The organism is Tannerella forsythia (assembly GCF_001006485.1).
Taxonomy (GTDB): Bacteria; Bacteroidota; Bacteroidia; order Bacteroidales; family Tannerellaceae; genus Tannerella; species Tannerella forsythia.
This window is the reverse complement of record NZ_JUET01000058.1, coordinates 436622-455336: the sequence shown is the minus strand read 5'-3', so window position 1 is coordinate 455336 and position 18715 is coordinate 436622. Positions and strand designations below refer to the sequence as shown.

Below are 18715 nucleotides of genomic sequence, written 5' to 3'. Positions count from 1 at the left end.
GTACTTTTCAACCTTGTTTCAGCACTTAAAGCAATATGATACTTCCTTCCGAATTTACAACACGTACCCGCCGGTTACTCGATGACGAATATGATCTGCTTGAACAGGCGCTGCAAACGAATCCGCCCGTAAGCATCCGCCTGAACCCGTCGAAGAAATTCGAGGCCGTCGACGGAGAGCGGGTGCCGTGGTGTGAACAGGGGTACTACCTACGCGAACGTCCATCCTTTACATTCGATCCGTTGTTTCACGCCGGCACGTATTATGTGCAGGAGGCTGCCTCGATGTTCGTCGGAGAAGCTGTCAGACAGCTCCTCTCCTCCCCTGCCCGCACGCTCGACCTCTGTGCCGCTCCCGGCGGCAAATCGACCCATCTGCTGAGCGTATTGCCGGCAGGCAGCCTGCTGGTCGGGAATGAAGTGATCCGAAGCCGAAGCCGCATCCTGGCCGAAAACATCACGAAATGGGGAATACCGGACTGCGTCGTAACGAATAACGACCCGAAAGATTTCGGCGCTCTACGCGAACTGTTCGACCTGATCGTGGCTGATATGCCCTGTTCGGGCGAAGGGATGTTTCGCAAAGACCCTGCCGGTCGCGAGGAATGGAGTGTCGCGAATGTCCGGCACTGTGCCGCCCGTCAGCGGAGGATCATCCACGACGTGTGGGACGCACTGAAACCCGGCGGACTGCTGATTTACAGCACGTGCACATTCAACACGGAAGAAAACGAGGAAAACATCGCATACATCGCCGAAACTTTCGGAGCGGAAACCGTACCTCTTGACGTACCTTCCGAGTGGGGCGTCTGCGGGGCTTTGTCCGGTACACTTCCCCTCTATCGCTTTTTCCCGCACCGCACAAAGGGCGAAGGGTTCTGTCTGGCCGTACTGCGCAAGCCGGGCGGGAAAGAACATGCTACCCGTCGTAAACTTAGACAGAAACACATTCCACAACCGATCCCTGCGCAGGCGAAAGAATGGCTTACGGAACCGGAAGCCTATCATTTCGAACGAATCGGGGATATGGTACGAGGCATACCGTCAGCCTATCGGGAAACGGTACAGCTTCTCGGCGAACAATTGCACGTCCTGTCGGCCGGCGTAACGATCGGCGAAGTCAAAGGGAAAGACGTACTTCCGTCACCGGCGTTGGCGTTCAGCACGGCAATACGGCGCGATGCTTTCGTATATGTCGACGTATCGCGCGAGGAAGCCATCCGCTACCTGCAAAACGAAGCACTCACGCTGCCCGGCGAGGTACCGCGCGGTTTTACGCTGGTAACCTGCCGGGATGTCCCGCTGGGCTTTGTGAAAAACCTCGGTACACGTGCCAACAATCTTTATCCCAACGAGTGGCGGATACGTAAGAAGAACGGCTAACAGCCCTCGGTCTTTGCTTTGATGTAGTCGTAAATAGCCTGCTGGGCACGTATGGGCGGTGCGTCGTTACGGACGAAGACATTCCGTAACTGCGCATCGATATGGCAAGCCTTGACGTTATCCTGCAACTGGATATGCAGGATGTCGATCATTTCACGTTTGACGGATGGCGACAGCACGGGGGCAGCCGTCTCGATGCGACGATTCAGGTTACGGTTCATCCAGTCCGACGAAGTAAGATACAGATCTTCCGCCCCATCGTTATAAAAATACCAGATACGCGCATGTTCGAGAAACATGTCGATAATCCGCGTCACACGGATATTCGGACTATACGGCTGGTCGGGCACCAGACAGCAGATACCGCGCACCAACAGGTCGATCTCTACACCCGCCGAACCGGCACGATACAGCTCGTCGATCATTCTCCAGTCATGCAGACCATTCATCTTCAAAACAATTCGCCCCTTCCTGCCGGCTTTCACATGTTCCGTCTCGCGACGAATCATACGAACCAGTTCCGGCACCATGTTGAAACGCGCGACAAGCAGACAACTAAATTGCGGCTCCTGAAGCGTCCCTTCCAGCACGGAAAAGACCCGGTTGATATCGTCGACAATCGCCTTGTTGCATGTCAGCAAAGCCATGTCGGCGTAGATTTTCGCCGTTTTCTCGTTAAAATTGCCGGTACTCACGTAGGCAAAATCCGTCGCTTCTCCTTTACGCAGAATGACAGCCACCTTCGCATGAACCTTGAGTCCCGGAATACTGTAAATGATTTTGATGCCGGCTTTTTTCATCTTTTCGGCCGTACTCATGTTGTTCTCTTCATCGAAACGCGCTTTCAGCTCGACGAACACCGTCACCTTCTTTCCGTTTTGCGCGGCGCTGATCAGCGAATGAATCACCGCTGAGTTTTCGGCTACGCGGTACTGCGTGATCTTGATCTCCTCCACATCCGGATCGAACGCCGCTTCCATCAGGAAACGAAGCAGATAGTCGAACGACTGATAAGGGAAATACAACAATACGTCACGTGCTTTTACGGCGCCAAACATCGACGCCGCCTCTTCGAGATACGGCACGCGCATGGGCGACGGAATCTGCTGTTCGAGCCCCTGACCGACAGGATTCGGCAGTTTGCTCATATCCTGAAGATTCATATAACGGCCGCCGACAACAAGATCATCATCAGCGATATCGAAAGCCTCGCAAATATACGCCAGAAAATCGCGCGGCATGGCACGGTCGTACATAAAACGGCTCAAAGCTCCGATCTTGCGCTTCTCCACCTTACGGCGTATGGCCTGTACAATAGTCTGCGACGTCTCCTCTTCGACGTAAATATCGGCATCGCGCGAAATTTTGATGCTGTAGCATCCGTCCAATTCATAACCGGGAAAAATGCTGGGCAGGTTGTAACGGATCACATCGTCGATAAACATGAAATAGTGCATGCCCTTATGCGGAGGCAAGGCAATAAAACGCGACACCTTGGAATGCGGCACTTTAATAAGTACGTAAAGCGATTCCCCCGTCTCTTTCCGGATGATGCGGGTGATCAGATATAGACGCCGATCACGAATAAAGGTGCGGAAACCTGCATGAATCGTTACGGGAGAAAGATACGGAAAAATTTCCTCGTTAAAATAATTGCGGACAAACTCGCGATGAAACGGCTCCGGCTCTTCACTCTGATAGAGGCAGATCTTTTGCCGACGTAACTCAGGCAGGATTCTTTCGTTGAAAATCCGGTAGAAGGCTTGCTGCTGACGGTTGACCTCATCCGTAATCTCGCTCAGCGTTTCTTCCGCCAGTCCTACGTCTCCGGCCGTAAAAATGCCCTTCATAATCGTACCACGATGTTCGGCCACCCGGATTTCGTAAAACTCCTCTAAATTCGACGCATAGATGGACAGGAAACGAATCCGTTCATAGATCGGAAGCGTTTCGTCTGCGGCCTCGAGTAATACCCGATAATTAAACGACAGCCAACTGACGTCACGTTTAAAATAGCGATATCCTGTCTCTTCCATCACAGGACAAAGCTACACGATAATTTTGAATTTCCCAATTTCCGAACGACTAACCGCTGCTCATCCCCCCGATTTCAACTAAACAAGACATGAAACTTCATCCTATTGTATGGCAATGGGTCGTCATTAACCCAAATTCCGGAATAGATATTTTTTGTAAAAACGAAAATCAACTTTGCACTAATTTGTAATTCATAAAAAAAACAAAGAATTACATTGGACTTACCACAAATCTTCTATACAATAATGCATTGTATCTAGTTATTACGCTCAACTTCTGTTGTGGTGCTCCTCCTTTATTTACGAGTTTTTAAACTGAATTTGCTCTCTGAAAACCTTACCAATGGTGTCTTTCAAAGGAAGTGAATAAGTAGATTTTATGTCTATGCCAATTTTTGACAACTTAGCATAGATTTCAGACAAATCCCCACTCTGTTCAGTAAAATGTTTTTTTTCTTTTGTCATTACCTCTTTCAATTCTTCTGTCAATATTTTTTCAGTTTTCATAATTGTAAGTTTAAAAGAACACTCTTGAATGTACAAACGCTTTATTACCTATCCTTAGTATATATTCGCAAATTAAATCATTATAATTTCTTATTAATTCTCTTAACTCATCATCTCTTGAGTAGTCTTCTATTTTTAACTTAAGAGAACTTGTTAATGTGTCTATACCTATGGAACGACCATGTGAATGCCAAATACTATTGTTGCTTAAATCACGTGCTATCTCTTCTGCACGTTTTTGTTTTTCTTCTAATAAAACAGTCTTTCCATTCGAACTATGCTTGTTCCAATCTTTAAATTTATATTTCACGATCCACTCTTTCAACAAATTGATAGTTAAACTCCTTGCCATTTCATAACTACGAAGCTCTGCTAAGTCTATTTTTTGCAATATCATGAATTCTGCTTCTGTCAATTCACGATTTCTTGATTTCTGTATTAATTCTTCCACTTTATCTAAGTATCCCAATGCAGGAACCCAATTTTTTCCATTGTAAACTTGTGGATCAATAGGTCCAAGTGATGAAGAATAATCCATAAATATTTTATCGCCCGACATGCATAAAATTGTCCCTGCAGACATTGCATAATCTGGAACGACAAAATATACTTCTTTATAGTGAAACCTTATTACAGAGACCATTTTCTCAACAGTTTCAGCACTACCGCCAGGCGTGTTTAAAAGGACAACAAGCCTATCCCTGTTAAACTCCTTGTCCTTCTTGAGTTGTTCTATAAAATCTCTAAATGCTTTTTCTAATGCAGGGTGAATTTCACCGTAATAAAAAATTACATCAGCTTCAAAATATTTCTCCAAATCCCTAAGCCTAAGATTCAGAGTCTCTTTTATTGTCTCATCAAATATCTGCCTCATAATTTATATTACAAATGTAATTCTTATTATCTTTTTAAGTTATAGCCAACGCACAAATTTACATATTTCTTTTATCTTACACTTATATTTTTCGCATATTATTTTATCATCTTTAGAAATATGCTGACTAACGACATTTTACATGCAAATTATTACAAAAATATGAATATCCGTGTTTGTACCTAAAATCAACTTTGTCACCTCCCCTGATTTTTGTAGATTTGTCGGGATATAAATTCACTTTACAGCAATATGGCAAAAACAATATTTATTACAGGCGCTACATCAGGGATTGGTCAGGCGACGGCCGTACGATTAGCGCGAGAGAGGCACAACTTGATCCTCACCGGCCGACGCGGCGAACGATTAGAGAAGTTGAAGAACGAACTGACGCAACGATACGGCTGTAAGGTACACACGCTGTGCTTCGACGTGCGGCGACGCGACGAGATACAGGCTGCCGTCGAGCAGTTGCCCGCTGAATGGCAACGGATCGATGTGCTCGTAAACAATGCCGGACTGGCCGTTGGACTGGAACCACTACATGAGGGTATCGCGGACGACTGGGAACGTATGATTGACACGAATATCAAGGGATTGCTCTACGTCACGCGGGCGATTGCGCCTGGTATGGTCGGCCGACGGTCGGGACACATCGTTAACCTGGGTTCCGTTGCCGGCAAAGACGTCTATCCCGGCGGCGCCGTCTATTGCGCCACCAAGCATGCCGTCGACGCCTTGAGTAAAGGCATGCGGATGGATTTCCTGCCCTACGGTATCCGGGTGACGCAAATCTGTCCCGGCGCCGTAGAGACGGAGTTCTCCGTTGTGCGATTCAAGGGCGACTGCGACCGTGCCGACAAGGTATACGAAGGATACCGGGCGCTGTCGGCCGATGATATCGCCGAAGCCATCTGCTATGCCCTGTCACAACCCGAGCATGTAGATGTGCAGGATGTGCTCGTGCTGCCTGCGGCGCAGGCCGACGGAAAGATGTTTCACCGGATGAAAGCATAAAAACTGTAGCCAAACAAGGTGGTCTTGATCGATTAAACGTCAAGATCACCTTGTTTGGCTCCTAATCTGACACTTGCGTAGTAGAGTAAGCCTGCACGTTGAAATCTTGGGCTCTCTCTGCCGGTTCCATCATGGGAGTGAGCTATCGTTCATCGCCTTATTTTTTTGCGTATGAATCGAATGTCCCGTTCATGATTTTCCTGACGGCTTCCAGATATCCGTATCCGTTGAGCATATCGGGCAGGAGATAACTTCCTTCCACCCACTCGTTCCATGCGTTTATGGTAATCAGCTTCGGCTGTTCGGGATGGCTGTCGGCATATTGTTTGGCCCTGTACAGCAGGGCTGCGAAGCTCTCGGGCGTGTTGTGATAATGCACCACGTCGCGGATGCCTTTGGTCGGGAAGCGCGGCGTGTCGTCCCATCCGATCGATACGCAGGGGAACACGGGGATGTCAAGAAGTGAATCTATCTGCGCCCTGATGTCGACGGCGTTATTCCCGTAGACGATGTAATCTTCGTCTGTCCCACCCATGTTGTACATGGCTACGCTATTGAAGCCCATCTCGTTCACCCTGTCGGAGAATTGTTTCGCATTTTCCGGCGACATCAGAGCCCCCCCGCCCTGATTCCATTGGATATGCAGATCGGGGAAACCGGCCTTTTTGACTTCTTCTCTGAAGTAATCCAGCGCCTGCCGCGCTTTCGTCGCGTCTCCGCCGAAGCTCTCCATCAGTTTGTCGACACTGAATATCGAGAACACAGGACAACCGTCTATCTTGAAGTAGTTCGGTTGTTTGAAATACCGTTCGATCACTCTCTTCACGATTGTCTTATAATTCGCCTCGTCGACGACGGCATTCCACATGAGGGTTGTATCATTCGTAAATTTGTGCACGTTCCAGTAGTTCTTTTTCACATCGTGGTTGGCCCACATAAGATAAAACTGCATGTCGGCATTGTTTTTCGCCTTCAGGAATCCGTCGTTCAGCGTGCTTTCGAGGAAAGGCCCTCCGTCATACCAGTACCAGTCGAAGACAAAGACGTTGACGCCGTAGCGAACGGCCGTTTCGATCCATTTCTCCATGACAGCCGGATCATTGTCCATCTCACAGCCCCACAGCGGGCGTCGGGGCTGGTAGTGCCCGTCGAACCGCGGATTGCCTTTGTTGATGACTTCCCATTCGCCCTTTCCTTCGGGCCAAAGCATGTCACCGAAGCGCTCGTCATGATGGCACGACGGCCAGATATATGCCGCTACGTAATAGCCGTTGTCTGTTCTCTCCTCTGTTTGGCCACCGGCGGCGTTATTCGCATTTGAAGGCGCATTCGTGCAGGATACGAATCCCGTACAAAATAAAACGTACGAGAAGAGAAAGAAAACTGCTACCTGAAATTTGATTTCGAGATATTTCATGATGATTGTTTTTGGAAAATGATACATTGTTTTTTATAAAAGTCACCAGCCGGGATTTTGTTTTAAGAGCGGCATCCGCATCGTTTCATTCAAGGGGATCGGCAAGACGTAATACTTCTCGTCGGAAGTTGGCTCACACCGTACGGATACGATGCGCGTATGAGTCAGCGTACCGTCTTCGGCTTTTATCCACCGCATGCCTGTTTTAAGTTTTGAATTTTCGGGCATGATCTTCCATCGCCGGATGTCGTAGAAGCGGTTTTCTTCGAGTGCCATTTCTATTCTCCGTTCGCGGCGGATACGTTCTCTGAACTGCTCTTTGGTCAGTCCTTTCGGCAGACCGGGCATACCGGCTCTCGCCCTTGTTTTGTCGGCCGCCGCGTAGGCTTCGGCCGTAGGTCCGTTTGCTTCGTTCTCTGCTTCGGCAAGCGTCAGATAAAGCTCTCCCATGCGGTATATACGCCATAACGTCGTGCTCGCTCCTGCCGAGCGTTGCGCCGGGTCGATGTATTTACGGGTGTAGTATCCCGTCGGAGATCGTTGTTTGATACCGGAGATTCCATGCGTACCCCCGACGTAAGACTCGATATAAATATCCTTACTGTCTTTTTTTCCGAAATGGGCGCCGTTATACCAAACAGAAGCGTAGAAGCGCGGGTCTCTGTCGACATAAGGTTTGTTTTCGTCATATCCCGACGTCTGATTGATGATCGGTTGCAAATGTTCGGTATCGGAATAGCCCAGAATCGGAATTGAGCCGTCTTTCATTTCGTAACTGTCGACCAGCTCCTGCGATGGGCAAAGGCCGGACTTCTCGGAAGGAAACGAAGGGATCATGTGCATCAGGAAAACGATTGTTCCGAATCGCCTGAATGTCTGGCCCCCGTATCCCCACGTATCGATCGCTTCGAGTATCGTTTCCCTGTCGTTCGGATGGTCTGACTTGTCGGGGCGAGTGATAAAATATTCCTCATATTTGGGATACAGTTCGTAGCCGTTGCTTTCAAGGGCGGCGACAGCTTCTTTGGCGGCAGCAGCGGCCGCCTGCCATTTCCGGACGTCATCATCCGGATTCCACAGCGGACTTGCGTCGAACAGCAGTGCAGAAGCTTTGATAAAATGCGCAACGGCTTTCGTCATCCGTCCTTGCTCCGTAGCGAACTTGGTTCTGAACGGCAGATTTGGCTCGGCAATAGCCTCGTTGCAGTCTTTTACGATAAATTGTACGATATCGTCGAAAGAAGCACGTTCGATCTTTTCATAATCTTGATCCAATATGATGTCTTTATCGATAAGCGGCACTCCTCCGTAGTTCTTTATCAGGTCGAAATAGTAGTGTGCCCTCAACACTTTGGCTTCGGCAATGTATCGTCCCCGTTTCTCGGCGTTGGGCACATTCGATTCGTTCACCCTTGCAAGGAAAACATTCGCTTTGCGGATACCTCCGTAAGCCGTTCCCCAGAAATCCCGGTCGTTGCGCCTCTCTTTTTCGCTTCCGTGCATAAAGGGAAGGTTGCTTGAGCTGAAATTGCCCTGGTTCCACTGGTGGAGCTGCATCCACGTATCCTGCGGCACCTGGCTGTCGGTCGCATCGTCGGTGTATGACGACAGGAACGAATAATAATGATAGCCGTGCCCGTATTTCCGTACGTATTCGTAGATCGAATTGAGATAGGATTCCGTATAGTCCGTGTTCTTGAAGACATCGTCGAGCGTCATCCTCCCGTCGGGCGTTATATCCAGTACGTCCGAACATCCCGTACATACAATGTATGCTAAAACAATGAGTATCGTTTTCGTTATTTTCTTTTTCATAGCAATTTGCATTTACAGATTAAATTAAAATGTAACGTTAGCCCCTAAATTTACGACTTTTAAAATGGGATATGATCGATTGTCGGTCACTTCGGGATCCCAGTCTTTGAATTTCATCTTGTCCCACGTAAACAGATTATATCCGTTGAGGTATATCCTGACCGATTTGGCGTGGAATTGCGAACACCATTTTTTAGGCACATTGTATCCTATTTCAAGGTTCTTAAGCCTGACATACGAGCGATCGAGATTAAAGAATGTGTTAGGCCGAAGTTCGCTGGCCGATTGTGCGCGCGACAGTGCAGGGAACTTGATATCTTCGCCTGCTGCGGCTCTTTCCGCCGTCCACGCTTTCAAATGGTATTCTCTGAAATCGTACCATTCCCAGGCGCCGCTTCCTTCTACCATACCCGACACTTTGGCTGCTCCCTGAAACAGTCCCGAGATGTCGACATTCTTATACGTTACGCTCAAAGCCAATCCCCACGTGTATTTGGGAATATCGGAATATCCGATTGGTTTCATGTCCTTGTCGTTGATGATTCCGTCGCCATTCAGGTCTTCGAACTTCAAATCTCCCGGGCGAGGCTGTATACCGTCATAGCGGGCGTAGTTGTCGATCTCGGCCTGATCCTTGAAGAATCCGAGAGCATTCAGTCCCCATTGCTGCCCGATCGAGTAGCCTGTCTGGCGATATGGATAGGCATATGTATTGTCGCGTTGCAGCTCGTCGATATAGAGTACCTTGTTATCGTTGTAGTTGATATTTCCTTTTACGATAACGAACAGGTCTCGATGGATGGATTTCGAATAGGTCATTTCAACTTCATACCCTTTGTTTTCTATCTTGCCGAGGTTGAACGGAGCAATGGTCGATCTGGGCACTCCGATCAGACTCGGTAACGATTCTTTCGTGATAAGAATGTTGTCTCTCTTCTCATTGAAGACGTCAATCGTGATGTTGAGGGCGTTGAACAGTCCGATTTCCAGTCCTGCATTGAACTTTCTCGCCGTTTCCCATTTGAGGTTAGGGTTTCCGAAGAACTGTTCCGCTATGGTATGATTGTTCGAGATGCCAGGCGAATAGCCTGCACCCGGTCTTGTAATATTATCCATGTACAGGAAGCGCGTATCTCCGATTCGGTCATTACCCACCGTACCGTACGATGCTCTTAATTTCAACTTGTTGATCGTCCTGACAGCTGATTTGAAGAACGACTCGTTGAACAGATTCCAAGCCCCCGAGACAGACGGGAAAAGCCCGTATCTGTTTTTAGGCGCGAACTGCTCGGAACCGTTATACCCGACATTGAGCTCAAGGATATATCGTTCGTCATACCCGTATGACAGACGGGTCGACAGCCCTCTTACGTTGAAAGGCAACGGGTCGTTCGGTTTGATTAGGGACTGCTGCTGTGCCAGAAGCAGACCCGTGACGGAATGTTTCTTGTCGAAGACACGATAGTAATTCAGCTGAAACTGTATGTCGTAGAATGATTGGAAGGTAGCCTCTTTCTTTGTCGAGAGCGGCGTGTTATCGAAATCGGAGCGAATACGATGGTATGAAATACTGTCGCGCCCGTCAGCCCCTTTTTGATTGGGATCGATCACTTGTTCCCAATATTGATATCCTCTGCTTCCGGTCAGCGTATTAACGGATTTCGTATCGAACGATGCAATAATCTTGGCCGAAAGACCTTTAACGAATGCATCCATGTCATATTGCATGCCGAACGAGGCGTTCACGCTGCTTCTCGATTCTTTCTTATATCCGGAACGGTTGATAAGTGCCCACGGCGACTCCTGATAGCTGCCCGATCCGATCAATACCTGTCCGTCCGGTGTCAAAGGCCCCGGTTGGATAGACGGCCACAAGGTGAGGGTATGGTAAATGATTTTCTCGGAGGTACTGTTCGGTCCGTTGACGGATTCGAAAGTACCGGCTGCATTCAGGAAAGCCTTCAATGTTTTCTGTTTGTTCAGAGCCGCATCTATATTGGCGCGGAAATTATATCGATCCATATAGTTACTCGGATCGTAGCTCTTAGGCTCGGGATCAATTTTCCACTGTCCGCCCTGATGCAAATAACCTACGTTTACGAAATATCCGACATTGCTGCCTTTTCCGTTTAAGGTGAGGTTATATCTGCTTTGCGGTACCCATTGGTTCATCAGTTCCCGTACCCAATTATGGTTTCCGTATACTTCGGGCCAGTCATTTAACCGGTATCTTTCCAATGCATAGTCGGAATACGGCGGCTTGTCGTTGACACCCGGATTCGGCGTGTCGTTGCGCCAGGCCTGATTCTTCAAAGTCGCCCAGTCGTAAGCGTTGAGCGATGAAGGCCAGCGTGTAAACGTCTGCCAACCCGTTTCGGCATTCAGACTGATATCGGGTATTTCGCTCGTTCCTCTTTTCGTCGTAACAAGGATCACGCCGTTAGCGCCTCTGACACCGAACAGGGCTGTCGAAGAAGCGTCTTTCAGGATCGAGATATTGTCTACCTCATTGGGATCGATAGAGGTTATTTCTCGCTCTACGCCGTCGACGAGTATCAGCGGATTCTGTCCGTTGACCGTACCGCGTCCGCGCATATAGAGCATTGCTGCGTCACGTCCCGGCTCACCGCTACGCTGAATAGCGATCAACCCCGGCAAACGACCGGTCAGGGTAACGGCTAAATTTGCCATAGGGCTTTGCTTGATCTCTTTCGTGTTGATGGCAGCCACAGCTCCCGTCAGTGTCGATTTTTTCTGCGTCCCGTATGCAACCACAACGACCTCATCCAACGCCTCGGCGTTCTCAAGAAGTGTGATATCGAATCGGGTTTTGCCGGCCGTGTTTATCTCCTGATCGGTATAACCGATAAAAGAAATACGGAGAACCGCATTATTATCGACACTTAGCGAGAAGTTTCCGTCGATGTCCGTTACGGTACCGTTTGCCGGCGTACCTTTTTCAATAACGTTAGCCCCGATGACCGGTTCTCCTTTCGAATCTTTTACAACTCCTGTTATTCCTTTTTTGGCGGTCTGCTGACTTACGGGATTTTTCTGCGAAACCATTGTTCTTATCGCAACGGCACTAGCCTTCTTCTTAAAAACAGAGATTTGCCTTTCGACAATTGCATGATCCAGATTGGTATCCTCCAAAAGTAAGGAAAGGATTTTGTCAATGGATCCCTTTTGTACGGCAATGTCTATCTTCTTATCAAGCGAACGTTCGGCTTCATCCGAAACCATAAAGACATAATCGCTGTTTTTCTCAATCTCCGAAAAGGCCTGCCTGATGGTCGTATTTTTCAAATTGAGGGATAGCTCCCTTGGCTGAGAATAGACGTTTTCGGCATATAGCGAGAAAATGCCAAGGAAAAGCAACCCAACGGATATTTTCATGATTCTTATCATATGAATGCAATTGGAAGCAACAATATGATTGGGATTTATTTTTTCTACCATAATTTTGTTATGAATTTGTTTTCACATTAAAAGTTAGTAAATGAATTTCATGACCCGAACGATGGGACAGCATCGTCCGGTCTTTTCCGGTTACTTCAGATGTTTTTCTCCATAGGCTTTATCGTTTTTTATTTATACTGATCATCCGGTCGTTCCTTGTATAGGTCGTAGACGTGAGGATAGATACGGAAGTCATCACACTGTCCAGGCTGTTTGACAGAAACAGTTTGCCGGAATATGTCATTTCGTTCATTCGGCCGGGGAGATATTCGAAATCAATATTATAGAATCTTCCCACCTTTTGGAGGATGTCGGAGATCGGGGCTTTTCTGAATACCAGCACGCCGTTTTTCCAACTTATATATTCCGAGACGTCGACAGTCGCTTTTTCCATCCCCGTACCGGTGATCTTTGCCATTTGGTTGGGTGCGAGTTTTAGCGATTGGCCATTTTTATTTACCTGTACGCTACCTTCGACAAGTACAACCGATTGTTCGCTGTCTTCCTTGTAGGCCGAAATATTGAATGAGGTGCCGTATACCCAAACGTTCATTCGGGGGGTATGGACAATAAAGGGCTTTTCGTTCGACTTTGCCACCTCCAAATATAGTTCTCCCTGCATGTGTATTTCCCGTTTTTCGCCGTTGAATTGCGACGGAAATTCCAGTTCGGTGCCTGAGTTTAGCCATATTTTTGTCCCGTCTGCCAATGTCAAGGTAGAGCGTTTACCGAACGGCACGACTAATTTGTTCGTATGGTCTTTCTCCAGCCCCAGTATCATGTCTATGTTCATACCGTCGGTTACGGAGGCGTCACCCTCTGCCGAGAATCTGATTTCGGCACCGGATATGAGCGAAACGGTTTTCTCTCCGTTGATCAAATGAATTTCCATGTCGGGTAATGTTTGTCCGACAATACGGTTTGTCTCTCCCGGCGTGTTCGAATGGAAGAGGAGGGACAGGCCGGATATCATCCCGATCGACAAGACAGCGGCTACCGAAGCTATTTGCAGCATGCGTTTTCGCCTTTTATAGCTACGGATACGTTGTATGATGAGGGAGTATATCGCCTCCTTTTCACTTTTCGTTAAGGTATGTTCTTTCTTTCTGTCCACCGTTAGATTCTTTTTTTGGGGATATGACGTGTCTGTTTTCGTTTGGTGGACAAAAAAAAGATAAAAGACAACAATTTTAACATTCCATCGATTCAGTAGACTTGACTCGGTCGGCCTGATGGCTGCCGTTTTCCCCCTATCTATGCGTTACGTCGGCAGACAGAAAAAGACCTCCGGTTATTTCTAAAATTGCTCCCGCAATTTCTTCATTGTACGATATATTAATTTCTTTACGGAATCGGAGTTGATATTAAGGATCTCACCGATCTCATCGTACCCTAATCCGAGTGAGAATTTCATATACAGGGCTTCGCGTTGCTGTCCGGACAAACAGTCTAATAGTTTCTTGACTTTACTCCTCAGCAGATTGGATTCTTCCGTGTCGATGATCTGGTCTAAGATGTTCTTTTCCGAGATGAAAAAATGGTCCGATAAATCGATATGTTGAGTTTTTACTTCTCTACGAAGAATATCGATCAACCGATACTTATATGATTTGAACAGATAGGCTGTCAGGTTTTTGACCTGTTTCAAGCTGTTTCTTGAAATATACATTTTATAGAATACGTCCTGAATGGCGTCTTTGCATATCTCGTCCCGGAATCCCCATTGAATGCCGTATGAATATAGTTCATCCACATACTCGTTGTAAATAGCGGAGAAAGAGCGGTCGTCGCCTCCTTGCAGGAATTTTTGCCATATCAGGTCTATATTCATCTTCATTATGATATTTTATTCGCCGGTTTCCCTGCTATAGGGTAAGTACCGGTACCATTTGTTTCCTCACGCTGTTACGCATGCTAAATGATCAATAACATTTAATACACTGTTTAACAGCTTGTTTCATTATCGAGAACAACTATCAGGTAATAACGCCGGAATAACGTCCAAATATACGACATATCTCAATGAATCTTGTATGTATAAGCGTATTTATTTTCATACGCTTTTAAAACCTTCATGCGCCCATTTTCGTTCATACGAAATCGCTAAAACGCAAAAAATATCGCGTTGTTTCTCGGCCTATCCGTTTCTGTAGGCTCGGGAAAATCGGTATCTTTGCGAGACGAAACAACAGGCATGAATGAACAGGAGATTTTCGACGAGGTGTTAGGTATGATACGGTTGCGTCGTCATCCGAGAGCCCGCCGATATACGTTACGAGTCGAGAACGGGCAGGTGATCGGAACGTTGCCGGTACGTGGCAGCGAACGTGAGATGCTGGCGTTCATCAGTCAGCATCGCACGAAGTTACAGGAGTTACTCACACGCAACACGACACGACGGTTCGACGAACAGACGGACTGGCAGACGTCGACTTTTCACCTGCGGATTTTCCGCTGTCCACGGACGAGTTTTTATATGACCTTAAAAGAGGGCATACTCCATCTGGCCTGTCCGGAAGCAACAGATTTCGGAAGTGAACCGGTGCAGAAAATCTTACGTGCGATGATCGGTCGTGCGCTTCGTCACGAGGCACTTCGCGTGCTTCCCAAACGACTCGCGGCACTGGCCGCACGTTATGGGTTCTCATACACAAGGGTAACGGTACGCGATATGAGGACACGCTGGGGCAGCTGCTCTTCGGAGCGACGCATCAGTCTGGCACTTTCACTGATGACGCTGCCGGAACATCTGATCGACTACGTCTTGCTGCACGAGTTGTGCCATACGGTCGAGATGAATCACAGCCAGCAGTTCTGGCTGTTGATGAACCGCGTCACGGACGGACAGGCGCAAAAGTTACGCAGGGATCTGCGCAAGCAATCAGTGTGGTAAAAAAAGAAAAACGGACTACGTTCGATAAAGATTCAGGCCCTTGACCAATAAAAACCCGGAGAAAAAAAAAACGACAAAATCATATTTTTTCCGTAAGTTTGCCGCCGATTTTAATAACAAAGTTAAACGAACAAATGAAAAAATTATTGATTGCAGGAGTAACATTAATCTCCGTGTGGGGCGCCGTAAACGCGCAGGAATTCAAGGCAGGAAAAGGGAATGTAACCGCCGACTTGTCCCTTTTCTCAAAAGGTATTTTCGCAACTGAAAGTCCCGTAATGCTCAACAGCGGTATGCTGAAAGGACGTTATTTCATCTCTGACGGAATAGCATTAAGAGGCGCACTTTCATTAATAACTGATTCACAGAAAGATACATCGAACGAAGATGTAACGAAAAAACAAAACAAAAGTCAGATAGGCATGCGCTTCGGCGTGGAAAAACATTTCAGCGGTACAGACAGACTTTCGCCATACATCGGGGGTGATATAGGTCTGGCATATCAGACGCAGTCTTCGTCTTCAAAACCTAAACATGGAGACAAGACAAAAGTAGAAGGTCCGGGTACCTTGGGTTTCGGTATGGGATTATTCTTCGGCGCAGACTACTATTTTGTGAAGAATGTCTATCTGGGTGTAGAAGCCGGTTTGGATTTTGGTACCGCTTCGGTAGGCTCGGTAAAACAGACCACAGGAAGTACTTCTACGACAGGCACGAAAGCAGGAAGCTCAAGTACTGTTTCAGTAGGAGCGAATGCCGGATTTAAATTAGGTTTCGTATTTTAATCATTGCTCCTTTCTGATATTTAGCGGATAAAGACTGTTTTATTCCGAAAGACAATTTTTGAGGGTGTGTCAAACATTGTGTTTTGACACACCCTCCTTTCAAATGAGGCAGCCTCAATAAAACATGCATTTTATTATAAGACAGCCTCTGCCTTGCTCCGATTCTTTTAAAGGATACCGTCTTCGCGAGCCTGTTCTTCGCCCGACTGCGTAATCAGCTTATATCCTTTTCCGTGGATGTTGATAATCTCGATCTCGGGATCATCTTTCAGCAATTTACGCAACTTGGTGATATACACATCCATACTCCGAGCGTTGAAATAATTATCATCGACCCAGATGGTTTTCAGGGCGTAGTTACGCTCCAGAATCTCGTTGGCATGTGCGCAGAGCAGACTTAGCAGTTCGCATTCCTTCGTCGTAAGTTTCGTGATCTTCTCGCCGATGGTCAGCGTCTGTTTTTGCGTGTCGAACATAAAGTTACCCAGTCTGTAGAAAGGCACGTCTTTCATCTTCTTGCCTTTCACGCGGCGCAGAATCGCTTCGATACGCAGCAGCAGCTCTTCCATACTGAACGGTTTGGTCAAATAATCGTCCGCACCGATCTTAAATCCTTCGAGGATATCTTCCTTCATTGTTTTAGCAGTCAGGAAAATGATCGGGATATCGGGATTGATGGAACGTATTTCCTGAGCCAGCGTGAAGCCGTCTTTCTTCGGCATCATCACATCCAGCACGCACAAGTCGTAAGACCCTGTCGTAAAGCCTTTATAACCGGCTTCTCCGTCGGAGAACAAGTCGGTAATGTAGCCTTTGGCCTGCAAGTATTCTCTTAGCAGCATTCCTAAATTTTCATCGTCTTCGCAAAAGAAGATTTTCAACTTTTCGTCCATAATTTCTGATTTTTAATGTTTAGTTTTTAATGAGTGGCAATGTTATAATAAATCGTGTTCCCGATTCCTGTTGTTGTTCGGCACGGATCGTTCCGCCATGATCCTCCACCATCTTGCGCACGTAGGCCAGCCCCAGTCCGAAGCCTTTCACATCGTGGACATTCCCGGTGGGCACACGATAGAACCGGTCAAAAACTTTTTTCAGGTGTTCCTTTTTGATACCGATGCCATTATCTTCGATCGAGATAATCAGTTTACCGTTTTCGCTACGTGTGCGCGCCATGAGTTCCAGTGGCACATCCTTACGGCGATACTTAACGGCATTATCAAGCAGATTGAACAATACGTTTGTGATGTGCATCTCGTCGATATAAACGGACGAATCTTCGGCCTGTAAATCCACGTCGATCGTCCCGCCGTACTTATCTACTTTCAGAGCGAAGGTACTGACAATACCGACCAGCAAATCATTGGCATCGACTTCTTTCAGTTTTAACGTCGCCTTCTGTTTTTCGAACAGCGACATTTGCAGCACCTTTTCTACGAGGAAGCCGAGGCGTTTCGTTTCATCATTAATGACTCCCGAAATATGTTTGAAGACGTCCGGACTTTTCGTAATATCCGTATCACGCAACATCTGTGCAGCCAGTGAGATCGTCGATACCGGCGTCTTCAGCTCGTGCGTCATATTGTTCACAAAATCATTCTTCATCTCCGACAGTCTCTTCTGACGGAAAATAATATAAATCGTTGTGATGAACGTCACCATCAAAATAAAGGAGAACAGCACGGATGGCACGAGGAATGTCACCGAACTCGATATATAGTCCCTTTTCGTCGGGAAATAGATCTTAAGATAATTCCATTTCGACGGCGGGTCGTTCGGGAACAACACGTGGGTGACGACATCGGCAGCCTTCGGCGGTTTCTCATACGCCTCATTCTGATAGATGGTTACGCCATCCTTGTTGACCACCGAAAAAATATACGGAATATTCAGCCCACTGCTGATCAGCTCCGACTTGATGTAATTGTTCAACACCTTGAAATCGACCCGTTCGTCAATAGGCTTCAGGTTCGGTGTATAAATCATACTGTACAAAACATCATCAATCACACCGGCCTGATATTCGTAACGTTTCAACAGTTTCTTCTGCTGTTCTTCGGATGCGCGGATAATCGTATTCTTCGACGGCGCAGAAGTCATTGCGCTGAAACGATTGAGTTCGATATGCTGGATGCTGCCATTCGCATTTTGTACATGCAACTGGTAGCTTTCGCTTTGGGTAATCTTCTGATTGATCTCCATCTGATTGGGAGGACTTTTATACATGAAGCTGTTCCCACCGGACTTGATGTCTTCCTCCAGATACCGATAGACCTCATCCCGTTCGATACTGCCGGACACCTTTTCCAGACAGCGACGTACCGTAGTGTCGAACTGTTCGTTGCTCGTCTTCATGATGATACTGATATAGCTGACCTGCAAATAAAGCAGGCCTGCAAATGCAAATCCCATGACGGTCGCAAGCATCCAAATCGTTGACTTCTTCATTGTCTTTTGCTTCTCCTCGTTTTAATGATAACAAATAACGTGCGTTTTAGTTTAATATTTACTCAAAAAAGGTAAAAAATAC

The 18715-nt window shown here is 47.1% G+C and carries 14 protein-coding genes; 4 read left to right on the top strand and 10 right to left on the bottom strand.

From position 1 onward, the window contains the following. Nucleotides 1-35: 35 nt before the first annotated feature. Nucleotides 36-1382: a methyltransferase RsmF C-terminal domain-like protein gene (locus Tanf_RS04885; protein ID WP_046825070.1), complete on the top strand. Its 1347-nt coding sequence runs from the start codon at nt 36-38 to the stop codon at nt 1380-1382. Here Tanf_RS04885 and ppk1 read toward each other — a convergent pair. The 3 genes from ppk1 to Tanf_RS04870 form a co-directional block, all read right to left on the bottom strand. Then, entirely contained in the window at nt 1379-3418 is a 2040-nt protein-coding gene (gene ppk1, locus Tanf_RS04880) for a polyphosphate kinase 1 (protein ID WP_046825069.1), read from the bottom strand. The genes Tanf_RS04885 and ppk1 overlap by 4 nt on opposite strands. 300 nt (nt 3419-3718) lie before the next feature. Next, entirely contained in the window at nt 3719-3925 is a 207-nt protein-coding gene (locus tag Tanf_RS04875) for a hypothetical protein (protein ID WP_014225339.1), read from the bottom strand. A gap of 10 nt (nt 3926-3935) precedes the next feature. Beyond that, complete coding sequence (locus Tanf_RS04870) at nt 3936-4799, bottom strand: SDH family Clp fold serine proteinase (protein WP_014225338.1); 864 nt, start codon at nt 4797-4799, stop codon at nt 3936-3938. Nucleotides 4800-5051: 252 nt separating this feature from the next. Here Tanf_RS04870 and Tanf_RS04865 point away from each other — a divergent pair, with 252 nt between their 5' ends. Then, nucleotides 5052-5816: an SDR family oxidoreductase gene (locus Tanf_RS04865; protein WP_014225337.1), complete on the top strand. Its 765-nt coding sequence runs from the start codon at nt 5052-5054 to the stop codon at nt 5814-5816. 157 nt (nt 5817-5973) lie between these two features. On the opposite strand, the gene Tanf_RS04860 is transcribed toward Tanf_RS04865, so the two are convergent. The 5 genes from Tanf_RS04860 to Tanf_RS04840 form a co-directional block, all read right to left on the bottom strand. Next, nucleotides 5974-7233 (bottom strand): glycosyltransferase WbsX family protein, encoded by a 1260-nt coding sequence (locus Tanf_RS04860; RefSeq protein WP_046825121.1) that lies wholly within the window; start codon nt 7231-7233, stop codon nt 5974-5976. A gap of 42 nt (nt 7234-7275) precedes the next feature. Next, the gene (locus Tanf_RS04855; protein WP_046825068.1) at nt 7276-9048 is read right to left on the bottom strand and encodes a RagB/SusD family nutrient uptake outer membrane protein; all 1773 of its coding nucleotides are present in this window, start codon (nt 9046-9048) and stop codon (nt 7276-7278) included. Between the two features lie 24 nt (nt 9049-9072). Continuing rightward, the gene (locus tag Tanf_RS04850) at nt 9073-12444 is read right to left on the bottom strand and encodes a SusC/RagA family TonB-linked outer membrane protein (protein ID WP_231964079.1); all 3372 of its coding nucleotides are present in this window, start codon (nt 12442-12444) and stop codon (nt 9073-9075) included. A gap of 181 nt (nt 12445-12625) precedes the next feature. Further along, entirely contained in the window at nt 12626-13621 is a 996-nt protein-coding gene (locus Tanf_RS04845) for a FecR family protein (RefSeq protein ID WP_080948554.1), read from the bottom strand. 183 nt (nt 13622-13804) lie between these two features. Then, nucleotides 13805-14344, bottom strand: coding sequence for an RNA polymerase sigma factor (locus Tanf_RS04840; RefSeq protein WP_014225332.1), 540 nt, complete (start codon nt 14342-14344; stop codon nt 13805-13807). Between the two features lie 357 nt (nt 14345-14701). Between Tanf_RS04840 and Tanf_RS04835 the strand changes: the two genes are divergently transcribed. Beyond that, entirely contained in the window at nt 14702-15400 is a 699-nt protein-coding gene (locus Tanf_RS04835) for a M48 family metallopeptidase (protein WP_046825067.1), read from the top strand. Between the two features lie 134 nt (nt 15401-15534). Further along, nucleotides 15535-16185, top strand: a complete 651-nt coding sequence (locus Tanf_RS04830) for a BT1926 family outer membrane beta-barrel protein (protein WP_046825066.1) — start codon at nt 15535-15537, stop codon at nt 16183-16185. A 167-nt stretch (nt 16186-16352) separates the two neighbouring features. On the opposite strand, the gene rprY is transcribed toward Tanf_RS04830, so the two are convergent. Both rprY and Tanf_RS04820 read right to left on the bottom strand, forming a co-directional pair. Further along, the gene (gene rprY, locus Tanf_RS04825) at nt 16353-17078 is read right to left on the bottom strand and encodes a response regulator transcription factor RprY (protein ID WP_014225329.1); all 726 of its coding nucleotides are present in this window, start codon (nt 17076-17078) and stop codon (nt 16353-16355) included. A 19-nt stretch (nt 17079-17097) separates the two neighbouring features. Continuing rightward, a complete protein-coding gene (locus Tanf_RS04820; protein WP_046825065.1) occupies nt 17098-18633 on the bottom strand; it encodes a sensor histidine kinase in 1536 nt (511 codons plus the stop codon). Between the last annotated feature and the right edge of the window lie 82 nt (nt 18634-18715).